Source organism: Streptomyces sp. NPDC043896, assembly GCF_056435605.1.
In genome coordinates this window covers 120324-136835 of sequence record NZ_JBWKEE010000003.1, presented here as the reverse complement: position 1 = coordinate 136835, position 16512 = coordinate 120324, and the positions used below count along the sequence as shown (strand labels likewise).

At 74.4% G+C, this 16512-nt stretch carries 15 protein-coding genes; 5 read left to right on the top strand and 10 right to left on the bottom strand.

Annotated elements, in window-relative coordinates:
* Positions 1–147: 147 nt before the first annotated feature.
* The gene (locus AC069X_RS05375) at positions 148–1263 is read left to right on the top strand and encodes an LLM class flavin-dependent oxidoreductase (RefSeq protein ID WP_478725344.1); all 1116 of its coding nucleotides are present in this window, start codon (positions 148–150) and stop codon (positions 1261–1263) included.
* 103 nt (positions 1264–1366) lie between these two features.
* On the opposite strand, the gene AC069X_RS05370 is transcribed toward AC069X_RS05375, so the two are convergent.
* Positions 1367–2425 (bottom strand): PI-PLC domain-containing protein, encoded by a 1059-nt coding sequence (locus tag AC069X_RS05370; RefSeq protein WP_478725342.1) that lies wholly within the window; start codon positions 2423–2425, stop codon positions 1367–1369.
* A 285-nt stretch (positions 2426–2710) separates the two neighbouring features.
* Here AC069X_RS05370 and AC069X_RS05365 point away from each other — a divergent pair, with 285 nt between their 5' ends.
* Positions 2711–3865: an oxygenase MpaB family protein gene (locus AC069X_RS05365; RefSeq protein WP_478725340.1), complete on the top strand. Its 1155-nt coding sequence runs from the start codon at positions 2711–2713 to the stop codon at positions 3863–3865.
* A gap of 66 nt (positions 3866–3931) precedes the next feature.
* Here the strand turns inward: AC069X_RS05365 and AC069X_RS05360 are convergent, their stop codons facing one another.
* From AC069X_RS05360 to bla, 7 genes are all read right to left on the bottom strand, one after another.
* A complete protein-coding gene (locus AC069X_RS05360; RefSeq protein ID WP_478725338.1) occupies positions 3932–5293 on the bottom strand; it encodes a HAMP domain-containing sensor histidine kinase in 1362 nt (453 codons plus the stop codon).
* The gene (locus tag AC069X_RS05355; RefSeq protein ID WP_478725336.1) at positions 5293–5997 is read right to left on the bottom strand and encodes a response regulator transcription factor; all 705 of its coding nucleotides are present in this window, start codon (positions 5995–5997) and stop codon (positions 5293–5295) included. The genes AC069X_RS05360 and AC069X_RS05355 overlap by 1 nt, the downstream gene beginning before the upstream one ends.
* Before the next feature lie 60 nt (positions 5998–6057).
* On the bottom strand, positions 6058–7653 hold the full coding sequence (locus AC069X_RS05350) for an alpha/beta fold hydrolase (RefSeq protein WP_478725334.1): 1596 nt from the start codon (positions 7651–7653) through the stop codon (positions 6058–6060).
* A 164-nt stretch (positions 7654–7817) separates the two neighbouring features.
* Positions 7818–8090 (bottom strand): hypothetical protein, encoded by a 273-nt coding sequence (locus AC069X_RS05345; RefSeq protein ID WP_478725332.1) that lies wholly within the window; start codon positions 8088–8090, stop codon positions 7818–7820.
* Positions 8091–8184: 94 nt separating this feature from the next.
* A complete protein-coding gene (locus AC069X_RS05340) occupies positions 8185–8682 on the bottom strand; it encodes an N-acetyltransferase family protein (protein ID WP_478725330.1) in 498 nt (165 codons plus the stop codon).
* Between the two features lie 140 nt (positions 8683–8822).
* Positions 8823–10022: a serine hydrolase domain-containing protein gene (locus AC069X_RS05335; RefSeq protein WP_478725328.1), complete on the bottom strand. Its 1200-nt coding sequence runs from the start codon at positions 10020–10022 to the stop codon at positions 8823–8825.
* A 429-nt stretch (positions 10023–10451) separates the two neighbouring features.
* Positions 10452–11354, bottom strand: coding sequence for a class A beta-lactamase (bla, locus tag AC069X_RS05330; protein ID WP_478725756.1), 903 nt, complete (start codon positions 11352–11354; stop codon positions 10452–10454).
* A gap of 290 nt (positions 11355–11644) precedes the next feature.
* Between bla and AC069X_RS05325 the strand changes: the two genes are divergently transcribed.
* Complete coding sequence (locus AC069X_RS05325; protein WP_478725326.1) at positions 11645–11926, top strand: hypothetical protein; 282 nt, start codon at positions 11645–11647, stop codon at positions 11924–11926.
* A gap of 36 nt (positions 11927–11962) precedes the next feature.
* Here AC069X_RS05325 and AC069X_RS05320 read toward each other — a convergent pair whose 3' ends face one another.
* Positions 11963–12730, bottom strand: coding sequence for an NPP1 family protein (locus AC069X_RS05320; protein ID WP_478725325.1), 768 nt, complete (start codon positions 12728–12730; stop codon positions 11963–11965).
* Positions 12731–13174: 444 nt separating this feature from the next.
* Here AC069X_RS05320 and AC069X_RS05315 point away from each other — a divergent pair, with 444 nt between their 5' ends.
* Complete coding sequence (locus AC069X_RS05315; protein WP_478725323.1) at positions 13175–14389, top strand: 4-hydroxybenzoate 3-monooxygenase; 1215 nt, start codon at positions 13175–13177, stop codon at positions 14387–14389.
* Between the two features lie 113 nt (positions 14390–14502).
* Complete coding sequence (locus AC069X_RS05310) at positions 14503–16284, top strand: methyltransferase (RefSeq protein ID WP_478725321.1); 1782 nt, start codon at positions 14503–14505, stop codon at positions 16282–16284.
* A 24-nt stretch (positions 16285–16308) separates the two neighbouring features.
* Here AC069X_RS05310 and AC069X_RS05305 read toward each other — a convergent pair whose 3' ends face one another.
* Positions 16309–16494: a hypothetical protein gene (locus AC069X_RS05305; protein ID WP_478725319.1), complete on the bottom strand. Its 186-nt coding sequence runs from the start codon at positions 16492–16494 to the stop codon at positions 16309–16311.
* Positions 16495–16512 lie beyond the last annotated feature (18 nt).

Below are 16512 nucleotides of genomic sequence, written 5' to 3'. Positions count from 1 at the left end.
TCGCACCCGCCACTGACAATCGGCGGTCGCGGACACCGGGGCGGCCGGCGGCCGGGGCGGGGCGCGTGCCCGGCCTCGGGAATACCAGGGGCCGGCCTCCCGTTCTCAGGTATCGTTGAAGGCTCAACAATCCTGGGAAGGGGAGCCATGCAGTTCGGCATCTTCACCGTCGGTGACATCACGCCCGATCCGACGACCGGCCGCGCGCCCGGCGAGCACGAGCGCATCAAGGCGATGATCGCCATCGCGCTGAAGGCCGAAGAGGTCGGCCTCGACGTCTTCGCCACCGGCGAGCACCACAACCCGCCGTTCGTCCCCTCCTCACCGACGACGCTGCTCGGCCACATCGCCGCGCGCACCGAGAACCTCATCCTCTCGACCTCGACGACTCTCATCACCACCAACGACCCGGTGAAGATCGCCGAGGACTTCGCGATGCTCCAGCACGTCGCGGACGGCCGCGTCGACCTGATGACGGGCCGCGGCAACACCGGACCGGTCTACCCCTGGTTCGGCAAGGACATTCGCGACGGCATCGACCTCGCCATCGAGAACTACGCGCTGCTGCGCCGCCTGTGGGACGAGGACGTCGTCACCTGGAAGGGCAAGTTCCGCACGCCCCTCCAGTCCTTCACCTCCACGCCGCGCCCGCTCGACGGCGTCGCCCCCTTCGTCTGGCACGGCTCCATCCGCTCGCCCGAGATCGCCGAACAGGCCGCGTACTACGGCGACGGCTTCTTCCACAACAACATCTTCTGGCCGGCCTCCCACACGCGGCAGATGGTGAACCTCTACCGCCAGCGCTACGCCCACTACGGCCACGGCACCCCCGAGCAGGCCATCGTCGGGCTCGGCGGCCAGGTGTTCATGCGCAGGAACTCGCAGGACGCGGTGCGGGAGTTCCGTCCGTACTTCGACAACGCGCCCGTGTACGGACACGGGCCCTCCCTGGAGGAGTTCACCTCCCAGACGCCGCTGACCGTGGGCTCCCCGCAGCAGGTCATCGAACGCACCCTGTCCTTCAGGGACTACGCGGGCGACTACCAGCGCCAGCTCTTCCTGATGGACCACGCGGGCCTGCCGCTCAAGACCGTCCTGGAGCAGATCGACCTCCTCGGCGAGGAGGTCGTGCCGGTCCTGCGCAAGGAGTTCGCGAACCTCCGCCCGGCCGGGGTCCCGGACGCCCCGACCCACCCGGCCCGTGTGGCGGCGGCCCGGGACGCCGCGGCCCGGGACGCCGCCACGCGGGAGGCACGGGCATGAGGCTCGTCGTCGTATCGGCGGGGCTCGGTTCGCCGTCCTCGACCCGCCTGCCCGCCGACCGCCTCGCGGCCGGTAGCCGGTAAGGTCCGGGCGGCGTCGGGGCTCACGGGGCCGCGTTGAGCTCCGCGACGATCGACGCGGGGGTGTGGCCGCTGCCGTCGGACAGGCGGTGGAAGTCGACGGAGACGTAGGTGGGACCGCGGCCCCCGGTCGCGGTCCGGCACTGCCCGGCGATGCGGTTCCTGAGCTTGTCGCCGTTGTCGAGCGCCGCCGTGAGCACCGTGGGGACGTTGCGGTGGTGGCTCATGGTGAACAGCCTCCGGAATCCCGGTTCCCGCCGGTCCAGGGGCACGTCGGGCCAGCGGGTGACGCACGCGAGGTCGTTGCCCAGGTCGCCGAGGCTCCAGTGGTTGCTGACCGTCCAGGACTTGTCGTACATGACGCCCAGGTGTTCGCGGTCGGACCGGTCGGAGAAGACGAGCAGGCGCTTCCCGGCGGTGACGAGGTCGGCCACCTTCGGCCAGCCCTGCTGCCGCACGCCCCACTCGTCCGGCCGGAACAGCAGCTCGTCCACCCCGCGGACCCTGCCGAGGGACTGCCGCAGCTGCTCGGCGCTGACGTAGTCCTCCAGGAAGACGGTCACCACCTCCTGCGGATGGGAGGCGAGGAAGTCCACCACGGTCTGCATCGTGCCGTGGAAGGACTGCCTCGGCAGCGCGTACGTGGCTCCGGCGAAGGCCTTGCAGTCGCCGTGGCACAGGTACACGTCGCTCGGGTAGCAGTCGCTGCCGAAGCTGATCACGCACAGCCAGGTGCTGCGCTCGTACCAGTGGGTGTCCAGGCTCAGGCCGCGGACGCCGTTGTCGAGCTGGGCGCGCACCGACTCGGACTGGTTGACCGAACTCCAGCGGGAGTCCTCGTAGTTGGTGAAGGCGTTGTGGGTGGTCAGGAAGGCGGCCTCGTCGAGCCGGCGGTCGCCCCAGCGGGCCGCCGCGGCCGCGGGTGCGGCGGCGGGAGACGGGGCAGGGGCGGGGGGCGGGGCGGCCGCGGCGGCCGGTGTGCCGAGGAGGGCGAGCAGGAGGAGGCACACCAGGAGGCGGAGGCCGGTTCTTCGCGCGGGCCGGGCGCCACGGCGGAAGAAAGTTGTGTCCATGTCAAACATGGGGCGGAGGGTAGCGCGCCGGCCCCCGACATGCCTCCCCCCGGACCGCTTCGGCCGATTCCCGCCCGTCCCGGCCGGCCGCGAGGAGGGTCGCGGAGGCGGTGCGCTGTTGGGGTGAGGAGCAAACGATCCGGCATCGACAGGGGGTTCTGGACCCGTGACGGGCGGCGGGAGCATGCCGCTGACCGGCGAGAACGCCGGATCGGCGCCGCCCGGCAGCCCCGCCGGCGCACCCATCCGGCGCACACCGCCATGCCCCCACCCCCCGGAAGGAAGTGCCTCACCGTGGCTCTGACGACTGCGACGATCGCCGCCGAGCTGGAAGCGGCGAGCAAGGTCGGCGACCCGGAGGCCGACGCGCTCGTCTCCGATCTGATCGACAACAAGGAAGTGGACGGGGTCAACGCCCTGTTCCGCACCATCGGCACCCTCAAGCCCGGCATGGACCTCTCCGCCCTGCCCCCGCGCCTGGCCGAGTTCCTCAAGGAGGCGGCAGCGGCGCCGCCGGACTGGTCCGACGCGGACGTCAAGGCCGCGGAGAGCTTCTTCGCGCACCACCACGGCGAGGTGTCCATGCTCCAGGGCACCGTCGGCCTGATCGGCACCTACCTCTCCCCGACCGGCGCGTTCACCCTGCGCTCCACCGGCCGCCTCGGCGGTGTCGAGGGCCCCGGCCGCCGCCTGTCGCAGTCCTCCCGCCTGTTCATCGACATGGGCAACAAGAACGCCATGCGCGACGGCACCCTGGCCGCGAACGTCACCAAGGTCCGCCTCGTCCACGCCTCGGTGCGCCAGCTCCACAAGAAGAGCGGCGAGTGGGACTACGCCAAGTGGGGCGAGCCGGTCTCCCAGAAGTACACGACCGGTGCCGCCTGCGTCTTCTCCACCCAGATCCTCCAGGCCATGGACCGCCTGGGGATCGACGTCTCCAAGGACGACGCCAGGGGCTTCATGTGTGCCTGGCACTACGTCAACCACTACCTCGGCACTCCCGCCAAGTGGCTGCTGCCCAAGGACCCCGACCAGGTCGCCGCCCTGTGGAACCAGGAACGCGACAAGGAGTGGAAGAAGACCGACGACGGTGTCTTCATGACGAAGCAGGCCGTCGACTTCTACAGGAAGTTCTACCCCGGCCCCACCCACGACGCGTTCGTCGCGATGGTCCGTCACGCCCTCTCCGACAAGTACGCCGACATGGCCGGCCTGCCCAAGAGCGTCCTCGACGCCGCCGCCAAGCCCCTCGCGGCCGGCCACGACGTGGTCAGCGGCATCGGCGGCGGACTCCTGGGCGGCGGGGCGAAGAAGGCCACCGGCGTCAACCCGTACAAGGAGATCGTCGGCGTCGCCTCCAAGGGCTTCAACCAGATCCAGAAGTTCGCCCTGACCCAGGGCGAGGACGACCAGCCGCAGATGCACCAGGAACTGCACGACAACCGCTGACCGGGGCGGGACGGCCCCGCCTCCGCCCGCTGCCGCCCGGCGCGGCGGGCGGAGGCCGCCCGGGGCTCATCTCCGAGGGCTCCCCGTCCGCAGGCGCAGGCCCACGACAGCGCCCCCGCCCTCGGCGGTACGGGCGAACACCGTGCCCCCGTCGGCCGCGACCAGCTCCTGGACGATGGCCAGCCCCAGCCCGGACCCGGGCGTGCCCTGGGTGCCCGGACCGCGGTGGAAGCGGCCGAAGACGGCACGTTCCTGCCCGGGCGGGATACCGGGCCCCCGGTCGCTGACACGGACCTCGGCGCCCTCCACCGTGACGCGGACCGGACTGCCGGCCGGGCTGAACTTCACGGCGTTGCTCAGCAGGTTGTCCAGGCAGCGCTGCACCGCGCGCGGCCGGGCGTACACGGTGAGGGCCCCCACCGCCTCGACGGTGACGCCGCGCCCGCTGCGCCGCCGGCAGCGGTGGGCGGCGTCCTCCGCCGCCTCCGCCAGGTCCAGCGCCTCGGGCTGCTCGCCGGTGTGGCGGTCGGTGGCCAGCTCGACGACCTCGCGGACCAGATCGTCCAGGGCGACGGTCTCCCGCACCAGGGTGGCGAGGATCTGTTCCTCGTCCTCGGGCGCGAGCCGCCCCCGGGCGCGCTGGAGCAGTTCGGCACTGCCGCGCACGGAGGTGAGCGGGGTCCGCAGCTCGTGCCCCGCGTCCTCGACGAGCTGGCGCTGCTGGGCCCGGGAACGGCGCAGCGCGTCCAGCATGGCCTCGAAGCTGTGGGTGAGCCGGCCGATCTCGTCGCGCCCCGCGGGCGGCAGCGCGGTGGCGAGGTCCTGGGTGGTGGTGACCCGGTGGGTGGCTTTGACCAGCCGGTTCACCGGTCTCAGGATGCGGCCCAGCACCCACCAGCTCAGCAGGGCGGCGACCCCGGTGGCGGCGGCCGTCGTCCAGGTGACGCGCCAGAGGAACCTGCGGTCGAGCGCTTCGGCGGCGCCGTAGCTCTGTGCCACCATGACCGCCCCGCCGGCCGGCAGCGGCAGGGTGAGGATCCCGTACTCGGTCCCCGCCACGACGACGTCCTCCCGGCTGCTGCCCGTACCGGTACGCGCCACCCGCCGGGCTCCCTCCGACACCGGCAGGACGGTGGCGGGGGCCTCCGCGCCGGGCGCGCCGCCGCTCGGCGGGCCGTCGGGGCGGACGGTTCCGTCGGGGCGGACGGTTCCGTCGGGGAGCAGCACCTGTTCGGTCGTGCCGGGCCGGGCGGGCGGGGTGCGGCCGGCGTCGAGCAGGGCGACCACGGCGCCCGCCCGGTCCCGCAGGCCGCGTTCGAGCTCGTCGCCGACGAGGAGGCCGATGCCCCGGTAGGAGGTGAACGCGGCGAACAGCATCGCGAGGCTCGCGGCGGCCACGACCACGAGGGTGATCTTCGTACGGAGCATCAGGCGGGCCGGACCGTGTACCCGACGTTGCGCACGGTGTGCACGATCCGCGGCGCTCCGCCCTCCTCGGTCTTGCGGCGCAGGTAGCCGATGTAGACGTCGAGCGATCGCGAGGTGGTGTCGAAGTCGAAGCCCCAGATGCGTTCGTAGATCTGGCTGCGCGTCAGTACCGTCCCCCGGTGCTGCAGGAGCAGCTCCAGGACGTCGAACTCCGTCTTCGTCAGGTCCAGGACCCGGCCTCCCCGGCCGGCGCTGCGGGCGGCCGGGTCGAGGACCAGGTCCCCGGCGGCGAGCACCTCCGAGGCGGCCGGCTCCGGTTCGGTGCGCCGCAGCAACGCCCGGATGCGGGCGAGGAGTTCCTCCGTGGCGAAGGGCTTGGCGAGGTAGTCGTCGGCGCCCGCGTCCAGGCCGGCCACCCGGTCGCCGACCTGGTCGCGGGCGGTGAGCACGAGGACGGGGAGCCGGTCGCCGCGCCGGCGCAGCGTCCGGCACAGCGACAGCCCGTCCAGGCCGGGCATGACCACGTCCACCAGGGCCAGGTCGGGTTCCTCCCGGTCCAGCAGGGCCAGGCCCTGAACCCCGTCGGCCGCCTGCACCACCCGGTACCCCTCGAAGCGCAGCAGTTGGTCCAGGGTGCTGCGCACGCCCGGGTCGTCCTCGACGACCAGCACCGTGCGGCGGTGCGCCGTGATCGCGTCAGTCATGTGATCATCATCGCGCCTGGCGGCAGTGGTCATGGCGGCAGTGGTCACGGCGGCGGCCCGTCAGCGCCGGACCGGGGTCACGGAGATCGGCTCGACGGTCTTCACGCAGCCGGTGTCACCGGTGCGGCCGGTGCGGATGAACCGGGTGGAGATGTCCACGACGCAGCCGCTCCGCTCCATCTCCGGCACGTGCCCGGTGTTGCGCACCGAGAGGAAGCGGCTGTCACGGAACTGCCGGGCGGCCTGCCGGCCGTTGGCGTCGGGCGTGTTGGCGTCGAGGTCGCCGGAGAGCACCAGGACCGGGACGTCGGGCATCCGGGGGTGCGTGGGCTGCGGCCGGGCGGTGTTCTCGCGCGGCCAGCCGATGCAGACGTCACCGCCGTCGGTCGGGCCCTCCAGGTACCCGGCCGGGCTGAACGCGCCGAACGCGCCGGGCCGGTCCGCGGCCGCGGCGAGCGCGTTGCGGTACTGGCGCCACCGCTCGGGCAGCGAGGACTCGGCCTTCCACGGCTTGCGGTAGTCGTTGCAGACGACGGCGATGTACGGGGCCTGGTCCTCGGCCGAGCCGGTCGAGCCCTCCCTGCGCACCAGGTCGAGCAGCGGCCCGGTCTCGCCGGCGACGAACCGGTCCAGGGCGTGCGGCAGGCCGCCCAGCAGCGAGGGCGCGCCCGGGTCCGCGCCGACTTCCCGGCTGGCGGCCTCGAAGGCGAGATGGGCGAGCTTGCCCTCGGTCAGCCGCATCCGGAACGGGGCGGCGCCCTCCAGCGGGACGTCCAGGTCGACAGGCCGCTCGCGCAGCCGGGCGGCGGTGGCGGCCAGGTCCCGGACGGCCTTGTCGCCGTCGCAGGCGGGGCGGCCCTGGGCGCCGGGCCGCTGCGCGCCGCGCTCGCAGATCCGGCGCAGGGACAGGGAGACGGCCTGCGCGCCGGGCCGGTTCAGCGGGTCGAAGGCGAGCGGGTAGGCCCCGGACAGCACGATGGAGCGGACGTGTTCGGGATGACGGGAGGCGTAGACCGGCATCAGGTAGGTGCCGTAGGAGAGGCCGTACAGGGTGAGCTCGTCGACGCCGAGACGGGCGCGGATCGCGTCGAAGTCGTCGGCGGTGGCGGCGGTGGTGTACCCCTCGGCGCGCGGCCCGAGGCTGGCGGCGCAGCGGGTGACGGCGTCGCGCTGCTGCTCACGGGTCCCGAGGCGGTACTCGGCGTCGGTGACCCCGCAGGGCATCCGCTGGGACTTGCCGGTGCCCCGGGGGTCGATGAGCAGCACGTCGTGGTCGCCGAGCAGGTCCTTCAGCGCCTCGCCGATGAGCGGCGCCCGTTCGATCGCGACCTCACCGGGCCCGCCGGGGTTGATGGCGACCGTCCCCCTGGCGGGTCCGGGCGCGCGGTGACGGACGACCGCGTAGCTCACGTCGACCGTGCCCAGGCCGGGGCGGCCGGAGACCAGGGGGCGGGTCACCGATCCGCAGTCCACGCGGTGCCCTTCGACGGACGGACACCAGTCAGGCCGTGCCCCGTCGGTGCCGGCCGCGGCCACCGGCCGCGCCACCGACGGCCGGTGCGCCGCCGTCGCCGTCACCGCCGGCAGGGTGGAGAGCAGCAGCGCCGCCGCCCCCGCCACCAGCCCCGCCCGCCGCAGCACGCTCTTGCCCGTCATGGTCACTCCCACTGATGTCGTGTCGGCCGCCCGCCGTTCGCGCCGGCCGTGGACACGACTGTGCAGGGGGACTTTCACGGTCACGGCAGAGCGGAGGCAAAGACGTGTAAGAGTGCCGGCCGGACGGGCACCCGGGCCCGACGGGGGCCGCGTACGTCCTCCGGTCAGCCCGGGTGGGCGATCGACCCCAGCAGCGGGCAGGGCCGGAGCGCGGCGCCGGCGCCGGGGCGTTCGACGAATGCCCTTGCCCCGGCCGCCTGTTGGCGCCGCATGTGGAGGCCGGAGGCGACGTCGGCCCTCCGCGGGCCCCCGGGGAAGTCGGGCCCGAGCGAGGCGAAGACGTCGCGTTCCCGTACAGCGGCGGCGGCACCGTCGGTCAGGTGCGTCACCAGCAGTCCGTGAGCTCGGGCGGTCAGTGAGCCGACGGTGTCGAGCACGCTTCTCCTCGGACCCCGGCGGTGAGGGGCGAAACGGTTCCTCGCAGGGTGGGCCCCGCCGTCCGGGGACCAGGGCCGAGCCGGACCACCCCGCTCAGCACTCCCGCTCGTACTCGACCTGGTCGAGCGGCCGGCCGTCGCCGAAGTCCGACCGCCTCACGCGGCCGGTCTCCGTGAAACCGCACTTGGTGTAGAAGCCGCGGGACCGCGGGGTGTCCCGCAGGGTCCACAGGTGGGCCCGGGTGAAACCGTCCGCCCGCAGCCGGTCCAGCGTGGCCCCCATCAGCACGGCGGCCACGCCCGTGCCCCAGGCGTCGGGGTGGGCGTAGCAGCTGAGGATCTCCGCGAGGCCCGGCCGGGTCCCGGACGGGGAGGACCAGGACATCGCCAGGGGCCGCCCGCCGGCCTCGGCCAGCAGCAGCGTCCTCGGATCCTCCGCGAGCCGCGCGTGCCACCGCGTACGGCGACTGCGGACGCCCTCCGCGGCGAACTCCGGCGCGAAGAAGGGGGCGTAGACGGCCCCCCATGCGGCGGCGTGGATCTCGCCGAGGGCGTCGCCGTCGCCCGGGCCGGCGGCGCGTACCGTGATCACGCGAACACCGCCCGGATGGAGCCGAGTTCGGGACTGCGGGCCGGAGCCGCGAGCTGTTCATCCGTCATGCCCGCAGGCTACGGCCCGCTCCCCGCACCCCTCAACGGCTTTGGCCGTGCGCCAGGCCTTCCCCTGGGTGCTCAGCGGCCTTTGAGGAGGGCGCAGGCGAAGTCCTCCTGGACCGTGCGCAGCCGGGCGAGCAGGGCGGGCTTGTTGTTCTTGCTCGTCTGCGTGTTGACGGAGAAGGTGAGGGAGCCGGTGCCGTCGGGGGTGGTGGCGGCGAGCTGGGTGTATCCGGGGGTGTTGCCCGTGTGGCCGTGGAGCACGCCGCAGCGGGTGGTGTACCGGAAGATCGCGAGCCCGGCGGCGTTGGTACCGGGACCGGCCGGCTCGGAGGAATCGCCGGGACGGAACGCGAGCTGCTCCGCGCGGGTGTGCTCCGACAGGAAGCCGGGGCCGCCGTACGCGCGGATGAAGGCGCCCAGTTCCCGGGGGGTGGAGACGATGCCGCCGGACGCCCAGGCGCCCGAGGCGCTGATGGCCTCGCTGATGTCCTCGGGCTCGGCGGGCGGGCTGACGTCGTAGCCGTGCAGGAAGGGCCGCGGCAGCCGATGGCCCAGGGGCAGGCTCGTCCGCCGCAGCCCGAGCGGGCGGTACACGAGGTCCCGCAGGAGGTCCTCGTAGCGGCGGCCGGTGACCGCCTCGGCCATGAGGGCGACGGCGATGTTGTCGGAGTTGGAGTACTCGTACAGGGAGCCCGGCTCGAACAGCAGCCGCTGGTCCGCGACGAAGTCGAGGAGCCTGCGCGGGTTGAAGACGTGCCGGGGGTCGGCCCGGACGATCGCCAGGAACTCGGGGTCGGCCGAGAAGTCGGGCAGGCCACTGGTGTGCTGGAGGAGCTGACGCAGGGTCACCGGGTGCCAGGCGGCGGGCTGGGCCGGCAGCACACCCCCGATCGTGGAGTCGAGCGACAGCAGCCCCTGGTCGACGAGGCGCAGGGCGACGGCCCCGCTGAACGCCTTCGCGACGCTGGCGACGCGCATGTGGTCGTCCGGGTGCGGTGGGCGGCCCGTGGCGATGTCCCCGGCCCCGGCGGTGAACACCCGGGTCCGGCCGCCCCGGGTGAGCACCGCGATCACCCCGGGCGGGCCGTCCTCCTGCGCGACGAGCCGGTCGATCTGCCGCTGGAGACGCCCGTCGGGGTACGGGTGCCCGTCGCCCGGCCCCGGGCCGCCGTCGGCCGCCCGCGCGGGCTGGAGGAGCGAGCCGAGCGCGGCGGCGGTGAGGACGGTGGCCGACAGTCCGGTGCGGAAGCGGCGTGCGGGGGCGCGGGTGGGCACGGGTGTCTCCCGGGGTGCGGCGGGGCGGCGGGGCGGCGGGCGGGGGCATGCGGCGGAGCGCCTGCCCGGTGCTGTGGCAGGAAGGGTCCGCCGGGTCGCGGTGTCCGGCGCGGTACGTCGCAGAGGCGGAGGGCCACGGCTCGTACGGGGCGTACGGGCGTGGTCCGACAACGCGGCGAGGTGCCGTGCCGGGCGCAGCGACCGACCCGGGTGAACCTTCCGGTCACAGCACTAGCAGCCCGCGGGGATCCCCGGCGCGCGCCGCGCCCGGCGGGGGCCGGCCGGCGGACAGGGACGTCCCCCGCGCCGGGCGTGTCCGGCCAGCTCCCAGCGGAGGGGGCGCCCGGACGGTCCCGCCCGCCCCGCGCGCCCGGCACGCGGAGAGCACGTACCGGGCGCCGCGAGGGCCCGCCTGGCGGTCGGAGGGCGCTACTTCGCGGGCACCCCCTCCGCCAGCAGCGCGGCCACCTCGGCGATCAGCCGTTCGTCGGCCGGCGCGGCGGGATCAGGCCGGGTGGAGAGGACCGCGAGCGTGACCGGACCCCGGCCGGGCGGCCAGGCGACGCCCACGTCGTTGGTGGTGCCGTGGCTCCCGGTGCCGGTCTTCTCGGCGACGCGCCAGCCCGGCGGAAGTCCCGCGCGGAGGCGGTTGCCGCCGGTCGTGTTGCCCAGGAGCCACCCGGTCAGCCGTTCCCGGTCCCGGGCCCCGAGCGCGTTCCCGACCGTGAGGCGGGCGTAGGTGCGGCCGAGGGCGCGCGGGCTCGACGTGTCGGTCACCCGGCCCGGCTCCGCCGAGTTCAGGGCGGGCTCCCAGCGGTCGAGGCGGGTCACCCGGTCCCCGACCGACCGGCAGAAGCGGGTGACCGCGCGCGGGCCGCCGAGTTCGCGCAGCAGGAGGTTGGCGGCGGCGTTGTCACTGTGGCGGACGGCCGCCGCACACAGGTCCGCCACGGTCATGCCGCCGGCCAGGTTCCCCGGCAGACCGGTGACCGGCGCGTGGCCCGACCGCACGACGTCCAGCTCCGTGTACCGCAGGCGCCGGGCGAGGAACTCGCCGTCGCGGTCGAGGTCGCGCAGCACGGCGGCGACGGCGACCGTCTTGAACGTCGAGCACATCGGGAACAACTCGTCCGCCCGGTACCGCACGGTCGCGCCGGTGTCCGCGTCCTGCGCGAAGACACCCAGCCGCGCCCCGTGGGCCCGCTCCAGCGCCCGCAGCCGGCCTACGGTCCCCTCGTCCGGCTCCGGCTGCGGCTCCGGCGCCCGCGCGAAGGCCCGTCCCCCGGTGGGGAGTACGGGAACCAGAGCGCTCGCGGCGATGCCGCCCAGCAGCCGGCGCCGCCCGGGCCCTGCCCCGGAACCTCCGGTACCTCCGGCCGCTCCGGCTCCTCCGGGTCCTTGGTGTCGTTCCACGAGAGCTTCCCTTCTCCGCGTGACCGCCCGGGACGGCGCCCCGGTGCCCGGGTACATGCAAGCGCGGACCACACCCCCCTGTCCGCCACCCCGCCCGGCCCGGGCGCGGAGCCGCGCGGCGCCCGATGACGGGACGGCGGCGCCGGCCGTGGCAGCATGGGCCCGTTCACGTCCGCCGAGACCCCGGGGTGCGCCTCCAGGGACCCGAGGTGAACGACCGGCCGGGCCGGTCCGCGCGACCCGGCCCGCCCCACAAGCGCTTCGTGCTCGTCGCCGCGGCGGCCCTGTGGCCGGCCGCCCGGGCGCTCGTGCGGGAGGAACCGGAAGGGGATCCGCTGCCCATGGCGCAGCCGCTCGCTGTGATCCCCTCCGTCGCGTTCCCCGTCCTCGGGCTCTACCAGTGCGGCGTCTGGGGCTTCACGGGCCCCCGGGCGCTCGCCCTGCTCGCGGCCGTCGGGCTGCCGCGCCGGGCGCGCACGGAGGCGGGCTGAGGCGGGCCAGGCCGGGCCGAGGCGGCTGCGGGCCGGCTACTGGTACGGGTCGAAGGGGATGCCCGCCGGCTTGGCCTCCGCGAGGTGCTCGGCGAAGGAACCGTCCTTCAGGCCGAAGTGGGCGCTGCCGAAATCCGCCTGGACGAGCTTGTCCCGGAGCGTCGCCGGATAGCCCGACCAGCCGACCAGCGCGGGGAACTGCCAGGTGCCCCGGTGGTTCTCGGGCGGCTCGTCGTTGGAGTTCGCCGGTCGGAAGCAGTGCGTGCCGATCCCGTCCTTGTGGTAGACGATCTTGGGGTGCGTGCCGTCCCAGCGGATCTGGTCGCGGGTGTGGACGTTGAAGTCGCCGTGGGCTGAAGTGGCCACGTACTTCGCCTCGTTGTCCTGGATCCACACCACCACGTGTTCCCAGTCGTGGCGGTGGCCGCCGAGGCTGATGCCGGGTATGGCCTGGTCCTTCTCGAAGTACAGCGCGTACATGACGGCGCACCAGCCGTTGTTGCAGGCCGCGCGGGAGTAGCCGTTGGTGTTGGCGAGGTCCGAGGCGTCGCGGCAGTTGCCGTTGAGGGCGCCCGTCGGGTTGAGGCCGCCGTTCAGGACACCGGTCGGGCCGATGGCGGGTGTCGGGTAGCAGCCGTCGGTGTCGTAGTCGTACGCCGGCTGGAAGGTGAGCTCGACGGCTCCGGCATTGACGGGCAGCGCCGGGGGCGGAGCCGCGAAGGCCACCTGGGGCACGGCGACGACCAGCGCGAGGGCGGCTCCGACGACGACGGATGATCTCCGGATGTGACGATTCGTCCGCACTGCAGGCCTCCGGCCGGTCGGGGTTCGGCGCGGCGCGGATCCCCGCCGGTCGGGCGGGTGCGCCGGGAGCATCATTCGCGAACCCCGACGGCAGGGCAAGAGCCGCGCGGAGGGCGCCTCGGCGCAGCCGTGCCATCCGGAACCCACTAACTATGCAAGGGAGTTGAAATGTGACGAGACGTCCGCGCACCCCGCACGGCAGCCCGGCGGGCGGCCGGAGCGGCGGCCGGTCGCGACGGACCCGCCCCGACCGGTGACCGGTGGTACGCGCCGGAGCGTGCAAGCGGCGCCGCACGCCTGGCGCACGCCACCCGAAGGCCGTGGGAGGCCGCCGCCGCCCCGGCGGCACGGGCCGCGGACAGCCGGAGAGATTGTCACTCTATTCCCGCTAAGGGATGGCTGGCGTAGGTTCGCGGATCTTCGCGTGCTTATGCTTCACCCGCTATGACGGAAAGCCAGACACCCCGCGCCTTACGCGCATCAGCCGACGTGGTCGTCCTCGGTGCCGGTCCGGCCGGGCTCGTACTCGGAAACCTCCTGCTCGCCGCCGGAATCGACTGCGTCATCCTGGAACGCGCTTCCCGTTCCCACGTCCAGACCCGCGCCCGCGCCGGGTTCCTCGCTCCCGCCACGGCCCGGACCCTGGACCGCCACGGCCTCGCCGACGGCCTCCACCGCCACGGCCGCCGCCACGGCACGTGCGAATTCCGCACGCCGGAGGGCCGGTTCCGGCTCGACTACGGAGCCCTGGGCCAGGGCGGACGACACCACGTCTACCCGCAGCAGAACCTGGTCACCGACCTGCTGCGGCACTACCGCGACCGCGGCGGACGCGTCCGCTTCGACACCGAGGCGCTCGCCGTGCACGACGCCGACGGCACCCGCCCGTCGGTCACCGCGCGCGAGCCCGACGGCCGGCCCGCCCGGTGGACGGCCCGCTACGTCGCCGGATGCGACGGACGGTACGGGGCGGCCCGCCGCTCCCTGCCGGCCGGCACCGCCCGCCACCGCCACGACCACGGCGTGACCTGGCTCGGTCTGCTCGCCCAGGCCCCGCCGAGCCTCGACGCCGTCGGCTACGCGATCCACGACCGGGGCTTCGCGGGACACATGGCCCGCACCCCGGAAGTGACCCGCTACTACCTCCAGTGGCCACGCGGCACCGCCGCCGACGCCTGGCCCGAGCAGCGGATCTGGGACGAGCTCGACATCCGGATGCGCGGCACCGCGTACGGGCCGCTGCGCCGGGGCCCCCTCCTGGAACGCGGGCTCACCGACCTGACCTGCGACGTGATCGAACCGCTGCGCCACGGCTCGCTGTTCCTGGCCGGCGACGCGGCGAGCCTGCTTCCCCCGGCCGGCGCCAAGGGCGCCAACCTCGCGGTCCTGGAGGCCGAGATCCTGGCCGAGGCCCTCGCCGACGCCCTCACCCGGGGCGACACCGCGGGGATCGACGCGTACTCCGACCGCTGCCTGGCGCACATCTGGAGGGCGCAGGAGTTCACCGGGTGGATGACCCGGCTGCTCCACGAGGTCCCCGACGCCGACGAGGGTGCCGGATCGTTCTTCCAGGCCGGCCTGCGGCGCTCCCGGATCGCCTCGCTGCGCACCTCGCGCACCCACCAGCACTGGTTCGCCGAGAACTACGTCGGCGTGTGACCCCCCGGCCGCACCCCGGCGACCGCCCCTTCCCCGCCCTCTTCCGCCGTGCCTGCCCCGCCCCGCCCTGCCCTGCCCTGACCAGTACCGGCCCCCCCGAGGACATTCCCACGATGACGACGACCCTTTCCGGCGAAACGATGCTCCTGGACGACACGGCCCGCCTGCGCACGGCGGCCGCGTTCGTCCGCGAGCACGACAGCTCCACCCTGCTCCCGCTCCTCCTTCCCGGCCTCGCCGGCCCGGACCTGCGGGCGCTGGCCGGGCACTGCCGCTTCGCCCACGCCGGGATGCTGCTCTTCCCGCCGGACGCGGACAGCCTGCGGGCCCAGCTCGCCGCCTGCGGGCTGGCCGGGGACACCCCCTCCCACCCCAGCGTGGTCGTCCGGGAACGCCTCGCCCGGCGCCACCGGCGCGCCCCGGCAGAGCTCGACGTCCGGATCCTGCGCCCGCAGGTGCAAAGCGCGGCCGGGGAGCGCCGTGCCGTCGAGGTGTTCGCCCTGCTCGTCCCCCCGAGGGCCGGCCTGGAGCGGATCGCCGCCCACGAACGGACCCACCGGCACGAGGAACACCTCGCCTTCGAGATCGAGCACCCGGACACGCTGGTACTGCGCGGACTGTGCGCGATCCTCGCCCACTACGGAGCCCGCCCCGACGGCGGCGGCCACAACCCGTACGAGGACGGCACCGTCCTGTACTTCACCGCCCCGGCGGACGCGGCCTGCGGCTACCGGCGGCTGGAGCTCTACGCCCGCGGCGACCACCGCGACGTCCTCGCCGCCCACCTGGACCACTCCGACGGGAACTCCCGCCCCGGCCCCGGCGCACGGCAGCCCGCCGAAACGCTCCTTCGTCTGCTCACCGGCGCGTGGAGCACCCAGGCCCTCGCCTCCTTCGCCCGGCTGCGCCTGCCCGACGCCATGGACACCCGCACCGCCCGCCGCGCCGAGGACCTCGCCCGGCTCACCGGCACCCACCCCGGGGGCCTCGCCACGCTCCTGCGGTACCTCGTCATGCTCGGCGTGGTCGCCGGGGGCCACCTCCCCGGCGGGAGCGGGGAACACGAGCAGGAAGGATTCCGCCTCACCGAACTCGGGGCCCTGCTGCGCACGGACGCACCCGCGTCGATGCGTCCCCTGGCCCTGATGTACGGCGGCCCGTTCTACCGGTCCTTCGGCGCACTCGACCACGCGGTGCGGACCGGCCGGCCGGGCTTCGACCACCTCCACGGCGAGAACCACTTCGACCACTTCGCCCGCGACCCCGAACTCGCCGAACTCTTCGACCGGTCCATGGCGGCGAGCTCACGCATGTTCCAGCCGCTCCCCGCCCACCCCGTCATCGCCGCAGCCGCCGCCCAGGCACCCGCCCCCGCGACGGTCGTCGACGTCGCCGGAGGCAACGGAGCCCTGCTCGGCCACCTCCTCACCGCCCACCCGAACCTGCGCGGCGTCCTCCTCGAACGCCCGCACGCCGTCGACGCGGCCCGCCGCCTCCTCGCGGCCACGGGCTGCGGCGCACGCTGCGCCTACCTCGCCGGCGACTTCTCCGACGTGCCGTCCGGCGGGGACGTCTACGTCCTCGCCCGAGTCCTGCACGACTGGGACGACGACCGCTGCCGGGAGATCCTCGCCCACTGCGCCCGCGCCATGCCCGCCCACGCCGACCTCCTCATCGTCGAACGCCTCCTGCCCGAGGACGGATCCCCCTCGCTGGCCACCGCCTGGGACCTGCACATGCTCTGCAACGTCGGCGGACGGGAGCGCACCGCCGGCCACTACGCGCGCCTGCTCGCCGACGCCGGCCTCCGCCTCCAGGGGCACAGCCCCCTGCCCTTGGACGCGCACGTACTGCACGCCCGCAAGGCATCCGTCCCGGGCCCGACGGGGGCCTGACCGCCGCCCGCCCGAAGGGGCCGCTCAGAGGCTGCTCCACCACCTGCGCCAGAAGTTGTTCCGCACGTCCCGCAGCCAGTGCCCGGTGTTGCAGTGCAGTCTGAGCGCCACCGGGAACGGCTGCGGTACCGGGCGCCCGCACCACTGGCACGGAGTGGTCAGGCGCGCCGCCCGCCCCGCGCCCGCACCGGCGTTCCGCTCCTCGGTCATCCGTCCTCCAGGGGTGAG

Bases quoted from the DNA above. Each gene is read 5' to 3' on its own strand.
- AC069X_RS05375 (WP_478725344.1), top strand. From the start codon at position 148: ATGCAGTTCGGCATCTTCACCGTCGGTGACATCACGCCCGATCCGACG.
- AC069X_RS05370 (WP_478725342.1), bottom strand. From the start codon at position 2,425: ATGTTTGACATGGACACAACTTTCTTCCGCCGTGGCGCCCGGCCCGCG.
- AC069X_RS05360 (WP_478725338.1), bottom strand. From the start codon at position 5,293: ATGCTCCGTACGAAGATCACCCTCGTGGTCGTGGCCGCCGCGAGCCTC.
- AC069X_RS05355 (WP_478725336.1), bottom strand. From the start codon at position 5,997: ATGACTGACGCGATCACGGCGCACCGCCGCACGGTGCTGGTCGTCGAG.
- AC069X_RS05350 (WP_478725334.1), bottom strand. From the start codon at position 7,653: ATGACGGGCAAGAGCGTGCTGCGGCGGGCGGGGCTGGTGGCGGGGGCG.
- AC069X_RS05315 (WP_478725323.1), top strand. From the start codon at position 13,175: ATGACGGAAAGCCAGACACCCCGCGCCTTACGCGCATCAGCCGACGTG.
- AC069X_RS05310 (WP_478725321.1), top strand. From the start codon at position 14,503: ATGACGACGACCCTTTCCGGCGAAACGATGCTCCTGGACGACACGGCC.
- AC069X_RS05305 (WP_478725319.1), bottom strand. From the start codon at position 16,494: ATGACCGAGGAGCGGAACGCCGGTGCGGGCGCGGGGCGGGCGGCGCGC.